This window comes from Bacillus sp. FJAT-27001 (assembly GCF_019039175.1).
Lineage (GTDB): Bacteria > Bacillota > Bacilli > Bacillales > Bacillaceae > Bacillus > Bacillus velezensis.
The window spans coordinates 20,471-45,224 of sequence record NZ_JAHOAA010000002.1; the positions used below are offsets into that span (position 1 = coordinate 20,471).

The 24,754-nt window shown below is 43.8% G+C and carries 23 protein-coding genes and 1 riboswitch; of the genes, 17 read left to right on the forward strand and 6 right to left on the reverse strand.

The features are described from left to right. Positions 1–3 precede the first annotated feature (3 nt). On the reverse strand, positions 4–1,587 hold the full coding sequence (pckA, locus tag BGM27_RS04845) for a phosphoenolpyruvate carboxykinase (ATP) (RefSeq protein WP_007408828.1): 1,584 nt from the start codon (positions 1,585–1,587) through the stop codon (positions 4–6). 197 nt (positions 1,588–1,784) lie between these two features. Then, a riboswitch (SAM riboswitch) is annotated at positions 1,785–1,924 on the forward strand. Between the two features lie 169 nt (positions 1,925–2,093). Here pckA and metK point away from each other — a divergent pair. From metK to alaP, 3 genes are all read left to right on the forward strand, one after another. Beyond that, positions 2,094–3,296: a methionine adenosyltransferase gene (gene metK / locus BGM27_RS04850; protein WP_003152253.1), complete on the forward strand. Its 1,203-nt coding sequence runs from the start codon at positions 2,094–2,096 to the stop codon at positions 3,294–3,296. A gap of 143 nt (positions 3,297–3,439) precedes the next feature. Continuing rightward, positions 3,440–5,338 carry an asparagine synthase (glutamine-hydrolyzing) gene (gene asnB, locus BGM27_RS04855; protein WP_003152255.1) on the forward strand — a complete coding sequence of 633 codons (1,899 nt, stop codon included), beginning with the start codon at positions 3,440–3,442 and terminating at the stop codon, positions 5,336–5,338. 203 nt (positions 5,339–5,541) lie between these two features. Beyond that, on the forward strand, positions 5,542–6,945 hold the full coding sequence (gene alaP / locus BGM27_RS04860) for an alanine permease AlaP (RefSeq protein ID WP_007408827.1): 1,404 nt from the start codon (positions 5,542–5,544) through the stop codon (positions 6,943–6,945). A 176-nt stretch (positions 6,946–7,121) separates the two neighbouring features. Here alaP and BGM27_RS04865 read toward each other — a convergent pair whose 3' ends face one another. Then, on the reverse strand, positions 7,122–7,637 hold the full coding sequence (locus BGM27_RS04865; RefSeq protein WP_025285156.1) for a gamma carbonic anhydrase: 516 nt from the start codon (positions 7,635–7,637) through the stop codon (positions 7,122–7,124). A 46-nt stretch (positions 7,638–7,683) separates the two neighbouring features. Here BGM27_RS04865 and BGM27_RS04870 point away from each other — a divergent pair, with 46 nt between their 5' ends. From BGM27_RS04870 to BGM27_RS04880, 3 genes are all read left to right on the forward strand, one after another. Beyond that, positions 7,684–8,463 (forward strand): alpha/beta hydrolase, encoded by a 780-nt coding sequence (locus BGM27_RS04870; RefSeq protein WP_003152261.1) that lies wholly within the window; start codon positions 7,684–7,686, stop codon positions 8,461–8,463. 20 nt (positions 8,464–8,483) lie between these two features. Next, complete coding sequence (locus BGM27_RS04875; protein WP_007408825.1) at positions 8,484–9,563, forward strand: tetraprenyl-beta-curcumene synthase family protein; 1,080 nt, start codon at positions 8,484–8,486, stop codon at positions 9,561–9,563. Positions 9,564–9,673: 110 nt separating this feature from the next. Next, positions 9,674–10,483, forward strand: a complete 810-nt coding sequence (locus BGM27_RS04880) for a glycerophosphodiester phosphodiesterase family protein (RefSeq protein ID WP_007408824.1) — start codon at positions 9,674–9,676, stop codon at positions 10,481–10,483. A gap of 17 nt (positions 10,484–10,500) precedes the next feature. Here the strand turns inward: BGM27_RS04880 and BGM27_RS04885 are convergent, their stop codons facing one another. From BGM27_RS04885 to BGM27_RS04900, 4 genes are all read right to left on the reverse strand, one after another. Continuing rightward, complete coding sequence (locus BGM27_RS04885) at positions 10,501–10,695, reverse strand: hypothetical protein (protein WP_003152265.1); 195 nt, start codon at positions 10,693–10,695, stop codon at positions 10,501–10,503. A 122-nt stretch (positions 10,696–10,817) separates the two neighbouring features. Further along, on the reverse strand, positions 10,818–11,399 hold the full coding sequence (mnmM, locus tag BGM27_RS04890) for a tRNA 5-(aminomethyl)-2-thiouridylate-methyltransferase MnmM (RefSeq protein WP_007408823.1): 582 nt from the start codon (positions 11,397–11,399) through the stop codon (positions 10,818–10,820). Next, the gene (mnmL, locus tag BGM27_RS04895; protein WP_007408822.1) at positions 11,396–12,364 is read right to left on the reverse strand and encodes a tRNA modification radical SAM protein MnmL/YtqA; all 969 of its coding nucleotides are present in this window, start codon (positions 12,362–12,364) and stop codon (positions 11,396–11,398) included. Before mnmL ends, mnmM begins: the two co-directional genes overlap by 4 nt. 86 nt (positions 12,365–12,450) lie before the next feature. Further along, a complete protein-coding gene (locus BGM27_RS04900) occupies positions 12,451–14,118 on the reverse strand; it encodes an MFS transporter (RefSeq protein ID WP_007408821.1) in 1,668 nt (555 codons plus the stop codon). Positions 14,119–14,558: 440 nt separating this feature from the next. Between BGM27_RS04900 and BGM27_RS04905 the strand changes: the two genes are divergently transcribed. The 11 genes from BGM27_RS04905 (at position 14,559) to BGM27_RS04955 (ending at position 24,715) form a co-directional block, all read left to right on the forward strand. Continuing rightward, positions 14,559–15,671, forward strand: coding sequence for an ArsR/SmtB family transcription factor (locus tag BGM27_RS04905; protein ID WP_007408820.1), 1,113 nt, complete (start codon positions 14,559–14,561; stop codon positions 15,669–15,671). A gap of 395 nt (positions 15,672–16,066) precedes the next feature. Further along, positions 16,067–16,339 carry a YtzC family protein gene (locus tag BGM27_RS04910; RefSeq protein WP_003152272.1) on the forward strand — a complete coding sequence of 91 codons (273 nt, stop codon included), beginning with the start codon at positions 16,067–16,069 and terminating at the stop codon, positions 16,337–16,339. Positions 16,340–16,685: 346 nt separating this feature from the next. After that, the gene (ytrA, locus tag BGM27_RS04915) at positions 16,686–17,078 is read left to right on the forward strand and encodes a GntR family transcriptional regulator YtrA (RefSeq protein ID WP_003152275.1); all 393 of its coding nucleotides are present in this window, start codon (positions 16,686–16,688) and stop codon (positions 17,076–17,078) included. After that, positions 17,071–17,949: an ABC transporter ATP-binding protein gene (locus BGM27_RS04920; RefSeq protein ID WP_003152276.1), complete on the forward strand. Its 879-nt coding sequence runs from the start codon at positions 17,071–17,073 to the stop codon at positions 17,947–17,949. The genes ytrA and BGM27_RS04920 overlap by 8 nt, the downstream gene beginning before the upstream one ends. After that, positions 17,943–18,929 carry an ABC transporter permease subunit gene (locus BGM27_RS04925; protein WP_007408819.1) on the forward strand — a complete coding sequence of 329 codons (987 nt, stop codon included), beginning with the start codon at positions 17,943–17,945 and terminating at the stop codon, positions 18,927–18,929. Before BGM27_RS04920 ends, BGM27_RS04925 begins: the two co-directional genes overlap by 7 nt. A gap of 15 nt (positions 18,930–18,944) precedes the next feature. Next, positions 18,945–19,931, forward strand: coding sequence for an ABC transporter permease (locus BGM27_RS04930; protein ID WP_020954285.1), 987 nt, complete (start codon positions 18,945–18,947; stop codon positions 19,929–19,931). Positions 19,932–19,967: 36 nt separating this feature from the next. Then, on the forward strand, positions 19,968–20,948 hold the full coding sequence (locus tag BGM27_RS04935; protein ID WP_007408817.1) for a hypothetical protein: 981 nt from the start codon (positions 19,968–19,970) through the stop codon (positions 20,946–20,948). A gap of 15 nt (positions 20,949–20,963) precedes the next feature. Further along, on the forward strand, positions 20,964–21,659 hold the full coding sequence (locus BGM27_RS04940; protein WP_007408816.1) for an ABC transporter ATP-binding protein: 696 nt from the start codon (positions 20,964–20,966) through the stop codon (positions 21,657–21,659). Further along, the gene (locus BGM27_RS04945; RefSeq protein WP_007408815.1) at positions 21,649–22,959 is read left to right on the forward strand and encodes an ABC transporter permease; all 1,311 of its coding nucleotides are present in this window, start codon (positions 21,649–21,651) and stop codon (positions 22,957–22,959) included. The genes BGM27_RS04940 and BGM27_RS04945 overlap by 11 nt, the downstream gene beginning before the upstream one ends. 63 nt (positions 22,960–23,022) lie before the next feature. Beyond that, positions 23,023–23,718: a response regulator transcription factor gene (locus tag BGM27_RS04950; protein WP_007408814.1), complete on the forward strand. Its 696-nt coding sequence runs from the start codon at positions 23,023–23,025 to the stop codon at positions 23,716–23,718. Next, positions 23,711–24,715 carry a sensor histidine kinase gene (locus BGM27_RS04955; protein ID WP_007408813.1) on the forward strand — a complete coding sequence of 335 codons (1,005 nt, stop codon included), beginning with the start codon at positions 23,711–23,713 and terminating at the stop codon, positions 24,713–24,715. Before BGM27_RS04950 ends, BGM27_RS04955 begins: the two co-directional genes overlap by 8 nt. The last annotated feature ends 39 nt before the right edge of the window (positions 24,716–24,754 follow it).

Genomic DNA, 24,754 nt, shown 5'->3' on the forward strand with positions numbered 1-24,754 from the left:
TGATTACACGAGAGGTCCGCCGGCTTTGGCAATCGAGTCCGCATGGGAAAACTTTTTAAAGTTTTCTTTAAACTCATTGGCTAAAAACAGCGCTTTTTCGTTGTATGCTTGTTTATCGCTCCATGTGTTTTCAGGCTGAAGAACTTCATCCGGAACGCCCGGAACATGAACGGGACTGCGCAGGCCGAAAATGCTGTCTGCAGTCATGTCAGTCTGGTTCAGTCTGCCTTCAATAGCGGCCTTGACCATCGCTCTTGTATACGAAAGTTTCATCCGTTCTCCGACTCCGTACCCTCCGCCGGTCCAGCCTGTGTTGACCAGGAAGACTTGAACGCCGTGTTCGTCGATTTTATGCCCGAGCATTTCGGCATATACATGCGCCGGAAGCGGAAGGAACGGTGAACCGAAGCACGTCGAGAAAGTCGTTTGCGGAGATGTCACGCCGCGCTCGGTTCCCGCGAGTTTACTGGTGTACCCGCTTAAGAAGTGATACATCGCCTGTTCCTTCGTCAGTTTGCTGATCGGAGGAAGCACGCCGAATGCGTCCGCCGTTAAAAAGACGATCGCCTGCGGATGGCCGGCAATGCTCGGCTGCACGATATTGCCGATCATCTCAATCGGATATGCGGCTCTTGTGTTTTCCGTGTAGAAGGAATTGTCGTAATCCGCTTCACCCGTTTTTTCATCAAGCACGACATTCTCAAGAACAGACCCGAAGCGGATCGCACGAAAAATCTGCGGTTCTTTTTCCTCGCTCAGATTGATACATTTAGCGTAACATCCGCCTTCAATGTTGAAAACGCCGGAATCTGACCAGCCGTGCTCGTCATCGCCGATCAGTTTGCGGTCCGCATCGGCTGAAAGCGTCGTTTTCCCTGTGCCGGAAAGGCCGAAAAACAGGGCGACATCGCCTTTTTCACCGACATTGGCTGAGCAGTGCATCGGCAGTATATCCTGCTGCGGAAGCAGGAAGTTCATAATGGAGAATATTGATTTTTTCATTTCTCCGGCGTATTCGGTGCCGCCGATTAAAATGACGCGCTTTTCGAAAGAGACAATGATAAATGTTTCCGAATGCGTGCCGTCCGTCTCCGGATCTGCTTTAAAATGCGGAGCTGAGAGAATGGTGAAAGGCTGCGCTTGCGTGTCTCTTTCATCCGTCTCCGGTCTGATAAACAGCTGGCGCGCGAATAAATTGTGCCACGCAAATTCATTTACGACCGTAATCGGGAGTCTGTATTTTTCATCCGCTCCCGCGAATCCTTCAAACACAAACAGTTCATCCCGCTGTTTTAAGTAGCTGACGACTTTGGCGTACAGCTTTTCAAACGCCTCTTCAGAAATGGGCTGATTCACCGCGCCCCAATCAATTTGATTTTCTGTGCTTTGTTCACGGACGATAAATTTATCTTTAGGTGACCGGCCTGTATATGCGCCGGTGGTGGCGCGTACGGCGCCCGTTGATGTCAGCGTTCCTTCATTTCGGCTGATCACTTTTTCGGTAAGTTTTGGAGCCGATAAATTATGATGCACATTCGGACTTGCAAGTAATGCTTGAAGATCTGCGGTTAAATCAACTAATTTCATAAAAACCTTCCTTTGCCGGTTTATTTGTATTTCGCTGAATGTGGAATTAGTATAACATATATCTGAAAATAGTCTATACTATTTGCGGTTTTTTGTTTGTGTTTTTCCATTGCTTCCCGAAATAAAGGCGCGTAATCGCTTTAATTCATATTGACACTTTCCGCCCTTTTACGATAAGATATTTCATTGAGCGGATACTCTTATCCCGAGCTGGCGGAGGGACAGGCCCGATGAAGCCCAGCAACCGGTTTCTCTGTAAAAAAGCAGGTGAAAACACTGTGGGAAACCAAGGTGCTAACCTGATGCAAGGTTTAATATTTTCCTTGAGCGATAAGAGTGAAAGGCACACAGACCAAACCCTTTCCTCGAGTGGAAAAGGTTTTTTTATTTCATAAAATATGCCAATTAACATTCTCTGATATAGTATGACATTGTATTAAGAGGGAGCGAGTTCCGTATCATATGAAAAGGTCTTGCAAAAGATCTTTTTTCAGGAGGAAAAGTGAATGAGTAAAAACCGTCGACTATTTACATCTGAATCTGTTACTGAGGGTCATCCGGACAAAATCTGTGACCAAATTTCTGACAGTATCTTAGATGAGATTTTAAAAAATGACCCGAACGCGCGCGTAGCCTGCGAAACATCTGTAACGACAGGACTTGTGCTGGTAAGCGGAGAGATTACTACATCAACATACGTTGACATTCCGAAAACAGTCCGTGAAACGATTAAAGAAATCGGCTACACACGCGCCAAATATGGATTTGATGCGGAGACTTGCGCTGTTTTAACATCAATTGATGAACAGTCTGCGGATATCGCAATGGGTGTCGATCAGGCTCTTGAAGCGCGTGAAGGCACAATGAGCGATGCTGAAATCGAAGCAATCGGAGCGGGAGACCAAGGCCTGATGTTCGGTTATGCGTGTAACGAAACGAAAGAGCTTATGCCGCTTCCGATCTCTTTGGCGCATAAATTAGCCCGCCGTTTGAGCGAAGTCCGCAAAGAAGACATTCTTCCGTACCTTCGCCCTGACGGCAAAACGCAAGTTACCGTTGAATATGATGAAAACAACAAGCCGGTCCGCATCGACGCGATCGTTATTTCAACTCAGCACCACCCGGAAATTACGCTTGAGCAGATTCAGCGCAATCTGAAAGAGCATGTCATTAACCCTGTCGTGCCTGAGGAACTGATCGATGAAGAGACAAAATACTTCATCAATCCTACGGGACGTTTCGTAATCGGCGGACCTCAAGGTGATGCGGGTCTGACCGGCCGTAAAATCATCGTTGACACATACGGCGGATATGCACGCCACGGCGGCGGCGCATTCTCCGGTAAGGATGCGACGAAGGTAGACCGTTCTGCGGCATACGCTGCGAGATACGTAGCGAAAAACATCGTGGCAGCAGGTCTTGCTGATTCTTGTGAAGTGCAGCTTGCATACGCTATCGGCGTGGCACAGCCTGTTTCTATTTCCATCAATACATTTGATACAGGAAAAGCTTCTGAAGAAAAACTGATCGAAGTCGTACGGAATAACTTCGACCTGAGACCTGCCGGCATTATTAAAATGCTTGATCTGCGCCGCCCGATCTATAAGCAGACAGCTGCTTACGGCCACTTCGGACGTCATGATGTGGATCTTCCTTGGGAGCGTACTGACAAGGCGGATGCGCTTCGCAAAGAAGCACTAGGAGAATAATTTTATAGCCGCTTACTTAAGCGGCTTTCCCTTTTTGTAGATGCTGCCATGCTTATTTTTTACATAGCGTGAAACCAATGGCGTAACAAAGCGTCTATAAAAAGGGGGTCCAATTAGAAAATTACACTTATGGAGGCTATACTATGTGTGGATTTGTCGGTGTTTTTAATAAGCATCCATTAACTCAAACCGCAGATCAAGAAGAGCTAATCAAACAAATGAACCAAATGATCGTTCACCGCGGTCCTGACAGCGATGGGTATTATCATGACGAGCACGTCGGATTCGGCTTCAGACGGCTCAGTATTATTGACGTAGAAAACGGCGGACAGCCTTTATCATATGAAGACGAAAAATATTGGATCATTTTTAACGGCGAAATCTATAACTACATTGAATTGAGAGAAGAGCTTGAAGCGAAAGGCTACACTTTCAATACAGATTCCGATACCGAAGTTCTCCTTGCGACATACCGTCATTATAAAGAAGAAGCTGCTTCAAAGCTTCGCGGAATGTTTGCGTTTTTAATCTGGAACAAAGCTGACCGCGTCATGTACGGCGCGAGAGACCCGTTCGGAATTAAACCGCTGTATTACACAACCATCGGGGACAAAGTATATTTTGCATCTGAAAGAAAAAGTTTAATGGCCGCTCAAAACGGCATTGATCTTGATACAGCTTCTTTACAGCAATATATGTCTTTCCAATTCGTTCCTGAACCGAGCACGCTTGACGCTGAAGTGAAAAAAGTCGAGCCGGGCAGCCAGTTTACGATCCGCCCGGAAGGCGACATCGCGTTTAAAACATATTTCAAAGCGAACTTTAAGCCTGTTCAGTCTGATGAAGATAAATTGGTGAAAGAAGTCAGAGACGCAATCTTTGACTCTGTCAAAGTTCACATGAGAAGTGACGTTCCTGTCGGTTCGTTTCTATCCGGCGGTATCGACTCTTCTTTTATCGTCTCAGTTGCGAAAGAATTTCACCCGAGCCTCAAAACATTTTCCGTCGGTTTTGAGCAGCAGGGCTTCAGTGAGGTTGACGTAGCGAAGGAAACGGCTGCCGCGCTCGGGATTGAAAACATCAGCAAAGTCATTTCTCCTGAGGAGTATATGAACGAGCTTCCGAAAATCGTCTGGCACTTTGATGACCCGCTTGCAGATCCGGCGGCGATTCCTTTGTACTTTGTCGCGAAAGAAGCGAAAAAACATGTAACGGTCGCGTTATCCGGGGAAGGCGCGGACGAGCTGTTCGGCGGGTACAATATTTACCGCGAACCGCTTTCGCTTAAACCGTTTGAACGCATTCCGTCCGGTCTGAAAAAAATGCTTCTTCATGTGGCGTCCGTCATGCCTGAAGGAATGAGAGGGAAAAGCCTCTTAGTCCGCGGCTGCACACCGCTTGAGGAGCGTTATATCGGTAATGCGAAGATTTTTGAAGAGCCCGTGAAAAAACAGCTGCTCAAACATTACAATCCAGAGCTTTCATACCGTGATGTCACGAAGCCGTACTTTACGGAAAGCCGTTCATACAGCGACATTAATAAAATGCAGTACGTTGACATCCATACGTGGATGCGCGGCGACATCCTGTTAAAGGCTGACAAAATGACGATGGCCAACTCTTTGGAACTGCGCGTGCCGTTCCTTGATAAAGTCGTGTTTGACGTGGCTTCTAAAATTCCGGATGAACTGAAAACGAAAAACGGCACGACGAAATACCTTCTGCGCAAAGCTGCTGAAGGGGTAGTGCCTGATCATGTGCTTAACCGCAAAAAGCTCGGCTTCCCTGTGCCGATCCGCCACTGGCTGAAAAATGAAATGAACGAATGGGTTCGCAACATCATTCGTGAAAGTGAAACAGATGCTTATATTGAAAAGGATTATGTCCTTCAGCTTCTGGAAGATCATTGTGCCGACAGAGCGGACAACAGCCGCAAAATCTGGACCGTGCTGATCTTTATGATCTGGCACAGCATCAATGTTGAAAAAAGACTGGTGCCGGAAGAGCTGAATCATCAGCCGAAAGAAGTCATTTTCGTTTAATCCAAAAGGCTTTCGATGTTATCGAAAGCCTTTTTTCTATTGTTTTTTGTAAACCGTCTATTCCGCTCTGTTTTCGACAAAGTATTACGCAATATTCAGAAAAAGGTTATAATAGGACTAATCGGGTAGATTCCGGAAAGTGTTTTCTGGCTATTTCGTCTCGGTTTGTTGTTTCTTTGTCAAAATCAGGGGGAGGGAGAGTTATGCAAAACAAAGAAAAAACGCTTCACCGCGGCTTGGAAGAGCGGCATATCTCGCTTATGTCGTTGGGCGCCGCGATAGGAGTCGGGCTGTTTCTCGGGTCGGCTTCTGCCATAAAGCTTGCCGGACCGGGGATTTTAGCCGCTTACGCCTGTAGCGGGCTGATTATGTTTTTTATTATGCGGGCATTAGGGGAAATGGCGATTCAAAAGCCTGTAGCCGGCTCATTCAGCCGGTATGCCAGAGATTATCTCGGTCCGCTTGCCGGGTTTTTAACAGGCTGGAATTATTGGTTTTTATGGGTTGTTACCTGCATGGCGGAAATCACCGCGGTCGGCATTTATATGGGCTACTGGTTCCCTGACGTGCCGTCATGGATATGGGCGCTTTGTGCACTCGTCATTATGACGGCTGTCAACTTTCTGGCGGTCAAAGCGTACGGTGAGCTTGAATTCTGGTTTGCGCTCATTAAAGTCTTGGCGATTCTGTCAATGATCGCGATCGGTCTGGTGATGATCGTATTCGGTCTCGGAAACGGAGGCGTTGCGCTCGGAATCAGCAATTTATGGAGCCACGGCGGCTTTTTCCCGAATGGGATTAAAGGGGTGCTGCTGTCGCTTCAAATGGTCATGTTTGCCTATCTCGGGATTGAGCTGATCGGTGTCACAGCCGGTGAGGTCAAAAATCCGGAAAAATCACTGGCGCGGGCCATAGATACTGTTTTTTGGCGCATTCTCATTTTTTACGTCGGAGCTTTGTTTGTCATTATGTCAATTTATCCGTGGCAGGAAATCGGTTCAGGCGGAAGCCCGTTTGTTTTGACATTTGAAAAAATCGGAATACCGGCTGCAGCCGGAATCATTAATTTTGTCGTATTGACGGCGGCCCTTTCTTCCTGCAACAGCGGGATCTTCAGCACGGGGCGCATGCTGTTTAATCTGGCGGAGCAAAATGAAGCGCCTAAAGCATACGGTACGGTCACAAAAGGCGGTGTGCCGGGAAAAGCGGTATTGGTTTCAGCGGGCGCGTTATGCATCGGCGTTCTGCTGAACTACGTGGTGCCGGCGAAAGTGTTTACGTGGGTGACGAGCATTGCGACGTTCGGAGCGATTTGGACATGGTCGATTATTTTGCTTTCCCAAATGAAATACCGGAAAAGCTTACAGCCGGAACAACGGAAAAAACTGAAATATAAAATGCCTTTATACCCCTTTTCCTCATATATCTCGCTGGCATTTCTCGCTTTTGTCGTTGTGCTGATGGCTTTTAATGCAGAGACCCGGGTGGCCGTCATCATCGGGCCTGTCTGGTTCGGCATATTATTAGCCGCCTATTACGGGAAAGGTTTCCATAAAAGAAAAGACATAGGTCTAGAAAACGGACAGACATTCGCCGAAAAAGCGTAAAAAAAGAGCCCGGGACATGGGCTCTTTTTTTCATAGGATCGGGCCGGCGGGGGAAGAATAAAACAAATTCCTGAACATTTTGCTTCTGTTTCCTGACAATCGGGAGAATGCAAATGGTTTTTACTTAAATAATATTTTGAAAAATGGTACAGTAGTAAAACAAAGCTGATCTATTTTTATTTCTCTTGCAGTGTTTTATAGTATCGGCCTTTTTCAACATATTCCGTTCTGATTCTTTCCATGTCCCGTATGTCTTCTTCTGTCAGCCGGCGGATAACCTTTGCGGGCCGGCCGAACGCAAGACAGCCGGGAGGAATGGTTTTGCCCGGAGGAACGAGACTTCCGGCGCCGATAAACGCGCCTTCTCCGATTTCCGCCCCGTCAAGAATGACGGAGCCCATACCGATTAAAGCATTCTTTTTGATGATTGCGCTGTGCAGTGTAACCTGATGGCCGATCGTGACGTCATCTTCAATAAGAAGCGGGCGGTTCGGACTTTGATGCAGACAGCTCAAGTCTTGTATGCTGACTCTTTTTCCGATCCTTGTCGGCGCGACATCCCCCCGGATGACGGCTGAGAACCAAATGCTTGATTGTTCTCCGATCACGACGTCGCCCGTAATGACGGCGTTATCCGCAATGAACGCTTCAGGATGTATGTCAGGCGTAAATTGTTTATAAGGGTAGATTATCATGTCTCATCCTTCTTTCTCTAAATTTATGTAAGAGGTGAACTGCATGTGGACTTGGAAAGCAGACAGGCCCGTCGGTACCATTGTCATTATCCACGGGGCAAGCGAATACCACGGACGTTATAAATGGCTCGTTGAAATGTGGAGATCTTCCGGATATAACGTGGTGATGGGCGATTTGCCCGGTCAGGGAACGTCGACCCGCGCCAGAGGGCATATTCGCTCTTTCCAAGAATACATTGATGAAGTAGATATATGGATTGATAAAGCGAGAACGCTTGAAGCGCCCGTTTTCCTTTTGGGCCACAGCATGGGCGGACTGATTGCGATAGAATGGTTTAAGCAGCAGAGAAATCCCCGCATTACGGCACTCATTTTATCATCACCTTGTCTGGGTCTGCAAATAAAAGTCAATAAAGTCCTTGATTTTGCGTCTAAAGGACTGAACGTCCTCGCTCCGTCCCTCAGAGTGGATTCCGGTTTATCACCTGATATGGCAACGAGGAATGCGGATATGATTGAAGCGGATCAAAACGATTCTTTATATGTCACGAAGGTATCCGTAAGATGGTACAGAGAGCTTTTAAAAACCATTGATGCCGCTATGGTGCCGACTGATGCGTTTTTAAAGGTGCCGCTTTTGCTTATGCAGGGCGGTGATGACAAAATCGTCGATAAAATGAAGGTCCGCAAATGGTTTTCCGGTGTGGCTTCCCATAATAAATCGTACCGGGAATGGGAAGGGCTCTATCATGAAATTTTTAATGAACCGGAAAGAGAAACTGTGTTTAAGGCGGCAAAAGCCTTTACAGATCAGTATATTTGAATTCGCTGGGGGTGCATATGTTGACAGTACCGGAACATCCTTTTAACCTTATGGCAAAAGTGTATCGGGAAATTTTTCCGCTCGTTCATCAGGAATTGAACATGTGGCGGGAAAAATCAGATTCCATTAAAAATACCGAACTGCGGCAGCAGGCGGCCGCAAGTATCCGCGATAAGTCGTTTCATTGTGAAGGCGGCGGCATTTTAGCCCTGCTTTCGGGAGAACAGAAACAAAAATGCGTGCAATTTATCATCGCGTATCAGACAATCAGTGATTATCTGGACAATCTGTGCGACCGCAGCACCTCGCTTGATCCCGAGGACTTCCGCATGCTTCATCTCTCCATGCGTGACGCGCTGACGGTCGGTGCCGAGGTGCGGCCGTACTATCAGTACAGAGACGAGCAGGATGACGGCGGTTATCTTCATGAGCTGGTCAGAACATGCCAGCGGGTGCTCGGGTCAATAGAACATTACGGTATCATTAAACCTTATTTGCTTGAGCTGTGTGATTATTATTGCGACCTTCAGGTTCATAAGCATGTCGTTGAGCATGAACGCGTTCCGAGGCTTAAAGGCTGGTTTGAGCAGTACCGGTCACAGCTTCCGGAAATGGAGTGGTTTGAGTTCTCGGCCTGCGCCGGATCGACGTTAGGCATTTTCTGTCTCGTTGCTTACTCATTCCAGCCTGATTTTAACGAACATACCGCTGAGAAAATCCGCAGCAGTTATTTTCCGTACATACAAGGGCTGCATATACTGCTTGATTATTTAATTGACCAGGAAGAGGATCTGCTTGAAGGCGATCTGAATTTCTGTACGTATTATCAGTCTCATGAAGAAATGATGCAGAGACTGCAGCATTTTATTGAAAAAGCGGATGAACATTTGCAAGGCATTCCGCATGAAAATTTTCACCGGCTGATCAACAGAGGGCTGCTCGGCGTCTATTTATCCGATGACAAAGTCGCCGGCCAAAAAGAAATGGGCCGCCTCGCGCGAAAGCTGATCAGGGCTAGCGGAAAAACGTCATTTTTCTTTTATATCAACGGAAGAGCCTACCGCAAATTTCAGAAGATGGCTTGGACGAAAAGTTCGTAATGGGTGAACTGCGCCTCTCGTGTAAATCATGACGGCGCAGTTTTTTATTTATGACGTGAAGTATGAAATGAAACATTGTTTGCGCCTGCAGAATATGATACTTTAATTTTATGAAAAAATTAAAGTATTTAGCGGTCATAGCATTACTTTCCATTTCCGGAGGCTGCTCCGTCATCCATGCTTCCGCCGGCTATCATCCTGTCTTGATAGCGCACAGGGGCTCTTCTGCGATTGAGCCGGAACATACAGCTTTGTCTTATGCGCGTGCCATTAAAGACAAAGCAGATTATATTGAGATAGACTTACGGGAGACGAAGGACGGCCATCTGATTGCAATTCACGATAAAACGGTAGATCGGACAACAGATGGTAAAGGGATGACAGATGATCTGTCTTTGGCTCAGATTAAGAAACTGAATGCGGGAAAAGGAGAAAAGATTTTAACATTAGAAGAAATCATACAGAAATTCGGACAAACTGCCAATTACTATATTGAGACAAGAGAAAGCAACGGCAGCCTGGTGATGGAAAAGAAACTGATTGACATATTACAAAAACATAAGCTGATTTCCAGCCATAAAGCAGTCATTGAGTCTTTTAGCGGGAAGAGCTTAAAGAAAGTTCGATCTATGGATAAAAAAGTTCCTCTTGTCCGATTATTAAAAGATAACGAGGCTGAGGAGATAAATGATAAGCAGCTGCAAACCATCAGAACGTATGCTGATACAGTCGGGCTCAACGCCAAATTGGCAAATGAAGCAGTCGTGAAGCGTATTCATCACAATAAGATGAAAGTGCACGTGTTTTTTGATAAGGAAGACGAGCATACGCTGACGCCTATTATGCTGAAACAAAAAGCAGATGGTGTCTTTACGAACAATCCCGCTTATACACGCGGCGTGCTGCAAAACAGTAAATAAAAAGAGACATGCGCATTTTACGCTGTCTCTTTTTTTAACGGTTTCTTTTTTGCCGCAAGGTGCATTGCGAATTTGCCGATCAGCCCGATGACAAAAAATGCAGCAAACCACCAGTAATAGGTTTTTGCGAACTCAAATCCTAAATGTCTTGATAAAATGATGACGAACATCACATAGGGAACACTTGAAAATATGATGCGAAGAATATTCAAACTGCCGCTCCTCCCAGATGTTACACTTAAAAGATGAACTTTTTTCCATTACTTCATAGTAATTGATTTTTCAGAAAAAGTAAACACAAAAAGAATCGGCCCGCTTATGTCAGGCCGATTCTTTATTTGCCGGCAGATTTCTTTTCAATCGCTATAATAAACGGCGGGTCGTTTCGCTGGTTGAGAAAGCCGTAGCTCAGCACGCGCGCTTTTTCCTGATCAAGATTGCTGCAGTACTCCAGTAATGCACTTTTTTCCGTCTTGCCTTCAGGATGCCCGTGGTACACAACGAGAACGATCATCCCGTTCTCCTTCAGCAGTTCAAGGAGCTGTTCGATCGCGGAAATGGTTGAGTGGCCGTTTGTCGTAATGCTTTTATCGCCGCCGGGCAGATAGCCGAGATTAAACACGGCGCAAGCCACACGACCGTGCGCATCCTCAGGCAGCGATGCCTTTATTTGATCATGGCTCTTATGGTGAAGCGTGACGCGCGGACTGAAGTCGGCACCGAGCCGCTCCTTCGTTTTAGCGAGTGCGTCCGCTTGAATATCAAAGGCATGGACATGTCCTGTCTCACCGACAAGGCCGGCCAGGAAATATGTATCATGTCCGTTGCCCATCGTCGCGTCAACCGTGATATCACCTTCCTGTGCGGCGGACTTCAGCAATTCTTTACTGAAAGGGAGGATGTGCATCAAGGTCATAGGGCGGTCTCCTCCCCGATCTTTCTGAAGAGCTTTCCTTGATAGCTTCCCCGTGTTTCCAGCTCTTTTTGAATGGCGCCCAGTACTTCCCACTTATTGACGCTCCACATCGGTCCGACCATTAATTCGATCGGCCCGTCTCCCGTAATGCGGTGAACGATCATTTCCGGGGGAATGATTTCGAGCTGATCACATACAAGACTTACATATTCTTCTTGAGAAAGGAACTCCAGCTTTCCTTTTTCATATTGCTTCACCATCGGTGTGCCTTTTAATAAGTGAAGCAGGTGAATTTTAATGCCTTGCACATCCAAATCAGCGACGGCTTTGGCCGTCTCCATCATCATGTCCCTGTTTTCAAGCGGAAGCCCGTTAATGATATGGGAACAAACGCGGATGCCGTGTTTTCTCAGTTTATTGACACCCTCAACATAGCAGTCAAAATCATGGGCGCGGTTGATCAGAAGGGCGGTCCGCTCATGCACGGTCTGCAGCCCGAGTTCAACCCACAAATAGGTCCGCTCATTCAGTTCGGCCAAATATTCCACGACATCGTCCGGCAGGCAGTCCGGACGGGTCGCGATCGACATGCCGACAACGCCGTCAAGCTTGAGGACGGATTCGAATTTTTCTCGCAGCTCCTCTACCGGAGCATGCGTATTCGTGAACGCTTGGAAATATGCGATATATTTGCCGTCTTTCCACTTTTCGTGCATGCGGTTTTTGATATCGTGAAATTGCGTGAGTAAGTCATCGGCCCGATTGCCGGCAAAATCGCCGGAGCCCGCCGCGCTGCAGAATGTGCAGCCTCCGTGTGCAACCGTGCCGTCCCGATTCGGGCAGTCAAAACCGCCGTCAAGCGCGACTTTAAACACTTTATGCCCGAAATGCTCCCGCAGATGATAATTTAATGTATGGTACCGTTTTTCCGTATTTGAATAAGGAAAAGGGTTATTCTCGTTCAATGTTCAAAAAGCCTCCCTCACATCAGATGCATCCTAAAATTGTAGCATGAATGATGGAGCGGAACAATGAAACAATTATGGAACGGTCAGGACGTAATATCTACCTGGTTTTTCTGTTGTTGTTTTAAACGTTTTGGAGAAATATCACTGAACAATGCAAAAATAATTCCTAAAATAAGAATTACACTGCCTACTTTGAATGTATTATTAAAACTGTCACTTATTTTTTCATTATATAAATTTGAAATTTTTTTCTGGATAGCCATAACTTCCTTCTTTTGAATATTGAAGCTTTTTTGTACTTTTTCTTTATACGGATCCGGGGTTATAGAGAGAATTTCTTCCTCTTTTTTGTTTAATTCAGCAATACTTTTGCTTCGATCGAAACCTTTACTGTCTGAATGCTTTAAGTGAGTTATTATCTCGTTCTTTGCATTTTTATCAAAAACCTGATTGCTTTCCACAATTTTAATGGCTTCTTTTTTCGCAGTAGCTGTGTGATCATTTATATTCATTGTAAGCACAGATGTAAGTATGGCAATTCCTAGCGCTTGTCCAACTGTCCGCATCATATTAAGAATACCTGAGGCAATTCCTACTTTCTCAGGAGGAATAAGCCGTATCCCTGAACTCATTGCTGGTCCTATTACAAGCCCTAAAGCTAAGCCGGTCAAACATAACAGAATAATTACTGACGTTATAGAACTGTCGTATCGTATGTATCCATATAAATATGTTGTGATTGTTAAACCGAGCATACCTAGACCCGAAAGCCAAATGCCCCCGAGTTTATCAGATAGCTTTCCAGAAAGTACAGAGGTAAACATAGATGATAGAGCTAATGTAGAAACAATTAACCCCGCTTCTAATTCAGTTTTTCCCATTAAATTAGTGAGGAGTAAAGTAATAATAAGGGTACCGCTTGTTAATCCAAGGCCCTGCATAAAGAGGGTGAAAGAACTGAAACTAAACGTACGTATCTTCAGCATGGATAAGGGAATCATCGGGTTTTTAATTTTAGATTCAATAAAGAAAAACAAACAGAATAATAATACAGAGATTACAAAAAGAGAGATAATTAATGGTGATGACCAGCCTAAGTCAGATACTTTTGCAAAACCAAAGGTTAAACAGAAGAGAGCTCCGGATAAAATAAGAATCCCCATGTAATCAATTTTTTTACTCACTGTTTCATCATAACTCTCAGTAATAAAAAATGCTGCTAAAAAAAGAGAAATCAGACCTAAAGGAATATTTATGAAGAAGATAGCTTGCCAATTAAAATTTTCAGTTAATAATCCTCCAAGTACAGGTCCTAATGTAGCTGCTAATCCTGAGAAAGCACCCCAGATTCCAATGATCATTCCTTTTTTATTTTGAGGTACGATAGCTAAAGCTATAGGCATTGTAACAGGTACAATGAAAGCAGCAGATAATCCCTGAATCACTCTAATTGTGACAAGCATTTCAATTGAAGTGCTCAAACATGCAATAACTGATGTCAAAATAAAAAGTGCTAATCCAAACATAAAAGCTTTTTTTCTTCCAAAATGGTCTGCCAGCTTTGATGCACCTACTAATAAAACCGCAAAAGCTAAAGTATAACCTGTAGCCACCCATGCTACTTGAGAAAGGTTACTCGAAAAATAATCCAGCATCTTAGGTAAGGCGATATTTACTATAGTGGTGTCCATTACTGAAATGAATGTACCTAATAATAATGCAGATAACATAATTAATTTTTGAAAATTCAAACCTATAACCTCCATTAGATATTAATCTAAATTTAAATTCGATATATATCTAAAAACATGATAAATGTAATCTTAAGAGGTGTCAATATTATTCATAAATTGTTTTTTCATCCACTTTTCTCGAAATCATATTTTTATAATTCAACAATTTTGTAACTTGAAATAACTCAATAAGAGCTAAAATTGACCTGTAAATTAGCTGAGATGATGAAGGATTTCTGAAGAGTGTGACATGAGGAGAACACTCAGCAAGAGGTGAGGCAAGTCTAATAAATCTAGGACTGCTCTTGATAATGCTCAGTCAGGTATGTGCTTAAAGGAAAATTCTTTAAAATTAAAAATGAATATTCTTTGAAAGTTCCCTTTTGATTGATAATATTAAAAATGTAAAATGTCTGAAATGAAGATAGTACAACGTTTTCCTTGTGGAAAAAGACTTTATGGGGTGTGAAAAAGTGCGGTTAATAATTAATGACAGTGTTTCAGAATTCTTTGACAAGATATCCTCTATTCTATTCTTGGAACACGAGGAATTCTTCAAAGATTATACAACTAAATTGGGTATAAAATTAGATAATGAATATTTTGTATTACTAGATGATCTTAAAAGAATAAAAGAGTTAGATAGTGAGTTTTTAAATTTTTATTTTGGCAGCTTTTGCGACTACAAAGATGTTAGGAATGCAAATATTTTTTGTTTAGCCACAACCTTTTTTAAAATCCCACAAATTTATACGAAAGATTTTTTTGAAATTATTGATTATTTGTCTGCAGTTACAGAAGAAGAGATAAGAAAAAATATTTTAGAGTCTCTAATTTATTTACAAGGAGATCTTAAAACTGAACCATCTACCCAACAGTATTTAAATGATAGGGAAAGTTTATTTGAGCTACTTAATAATCTAAATATCAAGCCCGAATACAAGTGGATCATATTTAAGGTAATGAAATCTCCTAAAACTTATGTAGATCAATTTTGCAATAAATTAATGTTGGTGAATGGTTATCTTAACGAGGCGATTTATAATTTAATTAAATTTAGAGATGAGTGGATGAATCAATTAAAAAACATAAATATGGATTTTCCAAAAAAGATAATCAGTACGTTAAAAGGTAAGGAATATTTATCTTGTGATTATATTAATATATATCCAACGCTTTTACCTTACACTGCAACTATTACGAAAAGTGAAGATAACATTTATGTTGGACTTGGTTATAAAGTTGATAAAATTTTTGAAAATACATTAGAGAAAGCTGAGATTAATCACATCATTGATTTTTTGAAGCTTTTATCGGATAAAAGTAAGTTCAAGATATTAATCTTACTTAGTCATAAAAAAATGTATGCTAATGAGATTGCTGAACAGCTAAATTTAACCAACGCAACGATTTCACACCATATGAGAATTTTAACGTTGCAAGGTTTAGTTGAGAGTACGAGAAATCAAAATAAAACATACTATTATCTTAATTCTTCAAAATTCGATTCTCTTTTGAACGGTTTGTTGAAAAAATTTAAAGCTGTTCCAGGCTTAGACGGGGATGAGTAAAAAAGGTTTTGGTTTTATAGTTGGTGTTAGTTTCGGGATGATAATTAAAGCTAATAAAAACAGATCGTCTAATGAATTGGATACCCTAAAAAATATGATGAATCCTGGGTGTTTTACACAAAAAAGATAATTTGATGGTGAACAATTTAAAGCGAACCGAAAATCTTGTGAGTGATGTGGGAAAATTTTAATGTTTTTAATAAAAGAAGAATTAAGTTATCGTTCTAAAATGAAGGATTTTTATAAAGAGTTAATTCTGTCTTGATTAAATTATACATTTAATCGTATTTTATACCGTTTCTGTCTTGTGAATGAATTACCTGATATTTCTTGTGAGAATTTATTTGGAATAAGAAATACTATTGATATGACATTATCAATAGGAGGACTGTTTAATGGCAACAAGACAATCAGTAGATGAACATCTCCAAAGAAGCGAACAGGCGTATGAATTTGCGAATGAGCAATTTATGACCGCTTCAAAACAAGAGCATTATAATGATAATGAGTACAGTGAAGCGCAAATGATGCTTGAAAACGCGGTGAATGAATTAAACAAGCTGTCATTATCTGCGAATGATCAGCAAAGAGAGCAGCTTTATCGAATGAGATTGCAGCTGCAGACCTTGCAAAACAATATGATTTTGCAGCGTAATTTTGATTACTGACCGCGCCGTTTCAAATGGTTCAGCAAACCTGCCGGAATCCCGGCGGGTTTTTTGTATTTTTTTAAAAAAAGAATTGACAATAGGGCGGAGTGTGTTTATTGTATTACGTGTACTACTTGATGTAATACACATAAAACACTCAAAAAATGAAATCGACATATAAATGTTAAGCATAGGGAAGGGGAACTTTCATGAAAAACAAAAGATCCGTAAAACAAGATGTGCCTCTTATTATCGCCGCCTCGGTTTTGGCAAGCAGTCTGTTTGTCGTTCTTGTCGTCATCGGTTTTCAATGGCAGAACATTTAAAGAAAGAGAGCAGCTCGTAAAAGAAAGAAGGGAAGTAAATGATTCAAATCGATCCGAGAAGCTCAACTCCGATTTATGAGCAGATCATACAGCAATTGAAAGAGCTTTGTTTAAAAGGGATCATGAAGCCGGGGGATAAACTTCCTTCTGTCAGGGAATTGGCAACGATCATTATCGCCAATCCGAACACAGTCAGCAAAGCGTACAAGGAGCTCGAACGCGATGGTGTCATTGAAACGCTGAGGGGAAGAGGAACGTATATATCGGAGAATGCAAAAACGACATTGGTTGAAGGGAAGATGACGATGATAAAAGAGCAATTGAAACAGCTCATCATCGATGCCCATTACGCGGGAGTTGAGCTGGAGAAGCTGCAGGAATGGATAAAGGAAATCAGCGCTGATGTGAAAGGAGGCAAGGATCATGATTGAATTGCGGAATCTCTCAAAAACGATAGACGGTAAAGAAGTGCTCAAGGATATTTCGCTCACCATCGGAAAAGGGGAAATTTTCGGGCTGCTCGGGCGAAATGGATCAGGGAAAACAACACTGCTCCGACTCATTCAGCAGATTCTGCTGCCGGATCAAGGGACGGTTTTATTTAATCAGGTGGAAATAAAGCGGCATCCGAAAGTAAAACAGAACATCATTTATATGCCTGTTGAAAATCCTTTTTATGACAAGTATACATATAAACAGCTTGTTGCGATTGTAAGCAGAATCTATCCGAATTTTGATGTGACTTACGCCAATGAGCTGATGAACAGGTACGGCATTCCGGAAACGAAGAAATACCGTGAATTATCGACAGGCCTGAAAAAACAGCTTGCGCTCGTCCTTGCCTTTGCTTCACGCCCGGCTCTTATCCTTTTGGATGAACCGACGGACGGAATTGACGCCGTAACGCGTCATGACGTGCTGCAGCTTATGGTGGATGAAGTGGCTGAACGGGAAACGAGCATTCTGATTACCTCACACCGTTTAGAAGATATTGAGCGAATGTGCAACCGGATCGGGTTTTTGGAAGGAAATCAGCTGACGAATGTGATGGACTTGGATGATATGAAGGAAGAGTACATGAAAATCCAAATGGCATTTGAAGAGGACGTCGCCTTGAAGATCAGAGAACAAAACATACCGATTCTCGACCATGCCGGTGTGTTTTATACGGTGCTGATTCAAAAGAACGATGAGAAGAAAAAGAACTTTCTGCAAGAGCTGCAGCCGAAAGTATGGAACGAGCTTCCTGTGAACTTAGAAGAAGTTTTCATCGCGAAGTTTGGAGGGAACCGGAGATGGTAGACAGGGGATTGCTGTACAAGGAATGGGTGCAGAATCGAACTGTTCTTGTGATGGTCGGCATTTTTTTAGCGGCGGTCAATCCATTTGAAGTGTTAAATACCTATCTGGTTTATCAAGGCTGTCTGGACACCCCGGAAGCATATTGTAACTTTTATGTGAATTCTCTGGAGAGCGGAATGCTGAACTTGAACTGGGCGCCCGCTGTCATCTTAGCGGTTTGCTTATTCGGACTGGAGCGTACGAAAGGAACGATTGATGCGCTGTTCAGTCTGCCTTATTCCCGCGCTCAGGTGTTTCACACTAAATTTTGGCTCGGGGCGGCGGTCATTACCGGCGCTCAGGTGATCGGCTACGGGCTGGCTGAACTGCTCATTCTTCTGTTAAAGCCTGAGCGCGTATATTTCTTCCACCATTACAGCGTCGGAGAGATTATTGTGAGTGTTTTGGCTTTTACATTGGTCGCGAGCGCAGGCTGCTTAACGGGGAATACGTTCGCTCAGCTGTTAACGGCGTTTGCCGTGTCGATAGCGCCTTACCTGATTATTACGTTGCCGCTATCCAATGTAGAAGTCATCTTCGGAGTCAGCATATATGAGCTGATGCCGTCAGTCGATGCTTACCTCGAAGTATACAATCTTTTTCAATACTTGAATCCGATCATGTACGTTAATACGGATTGGGTATCTGCCAGCAAGTATATATTAATCATCCCGGCAGTGATGAGCATTGTATTTTATGCCATCGGGTACTTTTGCTATGTCAGGCAGCCGGTGGAACGGAACGGCCGTTTTTTCCTCTGGAGACAGCTTGATAGGCCTATTCAGATTGTGATGATCATAATGGGCGTTCTCGGTTTTGGCCTGGCGGGGTACTCGACGGACCGTACGATGACAGGATATGTGGCCGGGATGATTGTCGGGGGAGCGGTCGGATTTTTAGTCAGTTATTTTGTGATTTATAAAAAAACGAAGCATGTGTAAGAGAGGAGGACCGGAATGATACCGCGGGGATTGTTGTACACAGAATGGAAAAAAAATCAGTGGTTGTTTTTATGCAGCGGCATTCTTTTAATGGCGGCAAACCCTTTTATGGTTTATAACAACTACTCAACATATCAAGAATGTTTGAATAACCCAGCTCTTCAAGATTGTGAATTCGTTGTCAATTATACGAATGGGTCACCTCTTTCCTTCAGCTGGATTGTGAGTGTCATCATTGCCGTCTTCTTATTAGGCTTGGAACGGACAAAGGGAACGATGGATGCTTTGTTAAGCATGCCTTACAGCAGAGGCCAAATCTTTCAGACGAAATTTTGGCTCGGCGGGGCAGTCATTGTTGTTCCTCAGGCGATAGGCTATGGAGCGGCGTCATTGCTGATATCTTTGCTGAAACCGAGCCATACGTACGATTTTGATCATTTTTCAATCGGAATGATTGTCATCAGTTTTATGGCTTACGCCTTGTTAATGGCATCCGGCGCATTAACGGGACAGATATTCGCCCAGCTGTTAACGGCGTTTACCGTCACGGTACTGCCCTTTTTACTCATCGGTCTGCCGGCCGCGAATTTGGAGGTTGTTTTCGATTTTAGTGTGGGAGATCAATTTTCTTTTATCAGCAGTTATATCGAATCCCGTCTTTTTATATTTGTAACCCCTATTGGATATGTGTTTAACGACTGGATCAGAGAAAGGGATTTGGTTTTAATCATTCCGATTGTGATGAGCCTTGTCTTTTATCTGATCGGTTATGTCAGCTTTCTGAAACACCCGAATGAACGGAACGGCAGATTCTTTCTTTGGAGAAAATTGGACCGTCCGGTGCAAATCTTGGTGATTGCCTTTGCTGTTATGGGTTTCGGCGTTTTCGGATATGGGGTCACAGACACGATGTTCGGCTATTTAGCCGGCATTATCTTCGGCGCGATTATCGGGTTTTTCATCAGTTATTTTACGGTTTACAGGAAGTCAAAGCATATGTAGATCTGTTTGAAAATGAGCAGTTTGGAGGAAGGCAAGGTGCCGATTAGCGGTTTGCTTTATAAAGAATGGAAGCAGCGGCAGACGCTGCTGCTCCTTACAGCGGGGTTCTTAGCTATTTTAGGCCCTTTGGCAATTATAAATGAGTATTTTCACTATAAGGATTGTTTGAGTGCGCTTCATCAATATTCAGGTTCAGTTTGTACGTTCAGCATTGATTACAGCAATCGGAATTTGATTGGGCTTCATTTCATTCCTCCGGTTATGATGGGGCTTTTTCTGATAAGAGGAGGCCGGGCTGAAAGGATGTTTACACTGAGTCTTCCGTATTCAAGAAGCCGGATATTTCATACGAAGTTTTTCTTGGGAGCAGCCGTGTTAGCCGGCTCGCAATTTGTTTCTTGCGGAGTATCTGACATATTGTTTCTAGCGCTTAAACCTGACGCTGTCCATCATTTTCAATCATTCAGCGCAGGGGTGCTGGTCATCAGCTTGATGATTTATGCATTAGTGACAGCTGCCGGCACGATAACGGGCAATTTAGCGGCGCAGCTGATCACAGCGTTCACGGTTTCCGTCTTTCCGATCGTGGTTATGACGATTTACCTGTTAAACGCTGAGTTCCTTTTTGGCAGGCAGGCTGTGCCGGATATTGATTTCCCTTGGAGCGGATTTCTGATCTATTTCATGCCTGCCGCTTACATCCATACATCATGGATGTATTACATGAAACACGCATTGTTAATCTCCGCATTAATGGGATGTTGTTTCTATCTATTCGGCTATGTGAATTTCCTGAAAATGCCGAGTGAACGAAGCGGACATTTTATCCTAAGCAAACACATTGAACGCACCATTCAAGTGCTCGTCATGGTGCTCAGTATGCTGGGAAGTGCGGGGGTATGCGGATATGCTTATAACGGTTCGTATACCGGTTACATATTCGGCATGCTTATCGGCGCGGTTATCGGGTTTTTCATCAGTTATTACTTCATCTATAAAAAAACGAAACAGATATAAGGGGGAGTGGTGTACGTGATAGAAGTACAGCATATTGATCATTCATTTAAAATCGGCAGGAAAGGCAGAGAGAGTGAGGTTCCGGTATTGAAGGATGTCTCTTTGACCGTTGAAAAAGGGGAAATTGCCTGTATCGTCGGTCGGAGCGGTTCCGGAAAATCAACGCTTCTGAATTTAATATCCGGATACATAGCGCCGACGAAGGGCCGTATCGTCATTAACGGCACTGATGTGACGGGCTTCAGTGAAAAAGAGTGGGCGCAGTTCCGCCTCGGGCATTTCGGCTTTATTTTTCAAAGTTTTCAGCTCATTCCGAGTCTGACAACCTATGAAAATGTTGAAATGCCGCTTGCCTTAAAAGGCGTCAAACCGTCTGAACGCAAGCAGAAAGTCGCGGACATGCTGAAACGGGTCGGACTTGAGAATCATGCGAATCATTATCCGAATGAGCTGTCAGGCGGCCAGCAGCAGCGTGTCAGTATCGCAAGAGCCCTCATTTTAAATCCGTCAATTATTTTAGCTGATGAGCCGACGGGAAGCCTTGATTCAGAAACGGAACTTGAGGTGCTTGCATTAATTCAGCAGCTGAACCGGGAGCGCGGGATTACATTTGTCATCATTACGCATGACGATGAAGTCGCTTCGATCGCGCATTCAAAATTCCAGCTGCATGACGGTGTATTAAAAGGGGGCGTTACTGTTGAGATTTAAAGATCAGATTCACTTTATCAGAAGAAATATGAAGAAAAACCGGCTGCGCGTTTTCATGACGGTGCTGGCGACGACAATGGCGTGCGCGTTTTTAGTGGTGCTGGCGTCCGTCGGATTCGGCATCCAAAAAACGATTACAGACATTACGATGAGCCAGCAGATTGTTACGGAAATCAATGTGCTCGGCCAAGAGAACGGAAAAGCCGTGAAGAAATCAGACTTGGAAAAGTATAAAAATGTCAAGTCTGTCGTTGAAAGAACACAAGTGTATGAACCGAACAAAGCGTCATTGGGAAACCGAACAAATGAAGATTCAGCCATTGTGCTGACAAACATGAACGATGAAGTCAAAGCCAATATGGAGCTTAATCAGGGAAGGGTCGCCCGTACAGAGAATGAAATCGTGGTCGGCTATGATTTTGCGAAGAACCTATTGACGAAAAAAGAGGCTGACGCTTACGACAAAGAGTTAAATGATCACCAAGGCGACATGTCGGAGGTGAAAAAACCAAAAGGCTATACGAAAGACCTGCTTAATAAAACGATACAGCTGAGCATCTCCAAAACAAACAAAGACGGAGACGTTGAGAAAACGAAAACGTACGACTTTAAAGTAGTCGGAATTACAAAAAAACCGTCCCAAGATTGGATGGAGGATACAAATATTTTTGTGAGTGATCAATTCAAGAAAGACTTCTCAACATTCTTGGATCTGAAGAATGGAAATGCGGAAAAAAGCATCAATGTGTATGCGGACAAATTCGATCATGTCGATCAGCTTACCCATGACCTCACGGATGACGGCTTTTATGTCAGATCTGTCACTACCGAGCTGAAGGGCGTCAACACCTTTTTCCTTGTCTTTAAAATCGGCCTGATCTTTGTCGGCTTTATCGCCGTCGTGATTTCTGCCATCGGTATTTTCAATACGATGACGATGGCGGTGACGGAACGAACGCAGGAAATCGGGATTATGAAAGCAATTGGCGCAAGCCCGTCCATCATCCGCAGAATGTTCCTGATGGAAAGCGCCTATATCGGGATATTAGGTTCTGTCATCGGGATTATCATTTCTTACGGAGTGAGTTTTGCCGTCAATCTGGCTGTGCCGGTTATTTTGAAAGCGGTAGGGGGAAACACCGGAGCCGAAGATCTTCATTATACCTTCTCCTATATCCCGCTCAGCCTCGTTGTGATCGCAGTTGTCATTTGTGCGGGGGTCGCGGTGATTTCCGGTATGAATCCGGCCCGCAAAGCGACAAAAACCAACGTTCTGACTGCATTAAGAAGAGAACTGTAAAGGAAAAAAGCCGGCTGGACATCAGCCGGTTTTTCCTCTATCTATCAGAAAAGGGCGGATACCATGTTTCACATTTTGTTAATAGAAGATGATAACACTTTGTTTCATGAGATGAAAGAGAGATTAACGGGCTGGTCATTTGCGGTGCACGGAATAAAAGATTTCAGCCGGGTCATCCGGGAGTTTTCCGAAATTAAGCCTGATTTGGTGATCATTGATGTACAGCTGCCGAAATTTGACGGCTTTCATTGGTGCAGAATGATACGCTCCCTATCAAACGTGCCGATTCTCTTTTTGTCCTCGCGCGATCATCCCGCGGATATGGTCATGTCGATGCAGCTCGGGGCAGATGATTTTATTCAGAAGCCTTTTCACTTTGATGTGTTAATCGCGAAAATACAGGCGGTGTTCCGCCGTGTGCATCAATACGGTACAGAACCTGCGCTGATGAAAAGATGGTGCGGGGCGGTCATTGACACAGAAACCAACACGGTAAGCCGTAAAAACGGTTCGGTCGAGCTGACCAAAAACGAAATGCTGATCTTAAAACTGCTGGCTGAGCAGAAAAATAAAATCGTCAGCCGGGAAGAACTCATCAGAAGCCTATGGAATGATGAGCGTTTCGTCAGTGATAATACGCTGACGGTGAATGTCAACCGGCTGCGGAAAAAACTCGATCAATTAGGCATCGGGAAAATGATTGAAACCAAGGTGGGGCAGGGATACATCGCAAAGGAAGAAGACGGTCTTTATGATTAAGTCATTTCTGCTCGAAAGAAAAAGCTGGATCGCGATGTTTCTTTTGCAGCAGGCTGTGCTCCTTTTTGCGGCATATATTGATCCGTCTATTCCGTTTTTTTCGGTGCTGTATTTCGTTTACCTGTCGCTTCTTGTGTTTCTTGTATTTCTCTTGTTCCGCTATCGTAAAGAGACCGCCTATTATAAAAGCTTAAGAGAGTGGGACGCCAATTTAGACATGTCTTACCTTAAAGCGCCTGACAGTCCGTTTGAGTCTATCGTTGAAGAAAGCATTGAAGGGCAGACAGAGCAGTTAAGAAAAAGCTCACTTGATCTTCGGGCGGCGTCAGAGCATGAAAAGGACGATCTGATGTCATGGATTCACGAGGTCAAAACACCGCTGACAGCGATGCATCTCATGATTGAGCGCCTTGATGAACAGCCGCTCAAAGCCCCTTTGCTGTATGAATGGCTGCGGATTCACCATCTTCTGGACCAGCAGCTTCATCAGAAACGATTGTCCTTTATTGAAAATGATTTATCATTCCAGCGAATTCAGCTCAGGCCGCTCGTTTTCAAAGAAATTAAAAATCTGCAATCATGGTGTATACAAAAAGGGATCGGGTTTGACATTCAGCTTGATTCACCAGACGTTCACAGTGACGGAAAATGGCTTTCCTTCATCATCAGGCAGCTGTTAAGCAATGCCGTCAAATACAGTGAGGCGGATGACATTACCGTAAAAAGCTATGAACAAAACGGCCGGGTGCATGTGGATATCGAAGACCGCGGCATCGGCATCGAGCCCAAAGATCTTCCGCGCATTTTTGAAAAGGGATTTACCTCGACGCGAATGAGGCGTGATCACGCGTCAACGGGGATGGGCCTGTATTTGGCTCAAAAAGCCGCGGCTCCGCTTCTTATCCAGATCAGCGTGCGCTCTGAGCCGGAAAGCGGCACGGTTTTTACCTTGGTGTTTCCGAAACAGAACGATGCCGTCAGCATGTTCAGTGTGTGACAAAAGTGTCACATGCTTTTCTCTTTTGTTCGCTTAATC

What these genes read in the sequence shown, in the direction of transcription:
- BGM27_RS04870 (WP_003152261.1), top strand. Translation starts at nt 7,684, where the DNA reads ATGTGGACTTGGAAAGCAGACAGGCCCGTCGGTACCATTGTCATTATC.
- ytrA (WP_003152275.1), top strand. Translation starts at nt 16,686, where the DNA reads ATGATTCAAATCGATCCGAGAAGCTCAACTCCGATTTATGAGCAGATC.
- mnmM (WP_007408823.1), bottom strand. Translation starts at nt 11,399, where the DNA reads ATGACCTTGATGCACATCCTCCCTTTCAGTAAAGAATTGCTGAAGTCC.
- asnB (WP_003152255.1), top strand. Translation starts at nt 3,440, where the DNA reads ATGTGTGGATTTGTCGGTGTTTTTAATAAGCATCCATTAACTCAAACC.
- BGM27_RS04925 (WP_007408819.1), top strand. Translation starts at nt 17,943, where the DNA reads ATGGTAGACAGGGGATTGCTGTACAAGGAATGGGTGCAGAATCGAACT.
- BGM27_RS04920 (WP_003152276.1), top strand. Translation starts at nt 17,071, where the DNA reads ATGATTGAATTGCGGAATCTCTCAAAAACGATAGACGGTAAAGAAGTG.
- BGM27_RS04880 (WP_007408824.1), top strand. Translation starts at nt 9,674, where the DNA reads ATGAAAAAATTAAAGTATTTAGCGGTCATAGCATTACTTTCCATTTCC.
- BGM27_RS04905 (WP_007408820.1), top strand. Translation starts at nt 14,559, where the DNA reads ATGGGGTGTGAAAAAGTGCGGTTAATAATTAATGACAGTGTTTCAGAA.
- BGM27_RS04950 (WP_007408814.1), top strand. Translation starts at nt 23,023, where the DNA reads ATGTTTCACATTTTGTTAATAGAAGATGATAACACTTTGTTTCATGAG.
- BGM27_RS04910 (WP_003152272.1), top strand. Translation starts at nt 16,067, where the DNA reads ATGGCAACAAGACAATCAGTAGATGAACATCTCCAAAGAAGCGAACAG.
- pckA (WP_007408828.1), bottom strand. Translation starts at nt 1,587, where the DNA reads ATGAAATTAGTTGATTTAACCGCAGATCTTCAAGCATTACTTGCAAGT.
- BGM27_RS04930 (WP_020954285.1), top strand. Translation starts at nt 18,945, where the DNA reads ATGATACCGCGGGGATTGTTGTACACAGAATGGAAAAAAAATCAGTGG.
- BGM27_RS04955 (WP_007408813.1), top strand. Translation starts at nt 23,711, where the DNA reads ATGATTAAGTCATTTCTGCTCGAAAGAAAAAGCTGGATCGCGATGTTT.
- alaP (WP_007408827.1), top strand. Translation starts at nt 5,542, where the DNA reads ATGCAAAACAAAGAAAAAACGCTTCACCGCGGCTTGGAAGAGCGGCAT.
- metK (WP_003152253.1), top strand. Translation starts at nt 2,094, where the DNA reads ATGAGTAAAAACCGTCGACTATTTACATCTGAATCTGTTACTGAGGGT.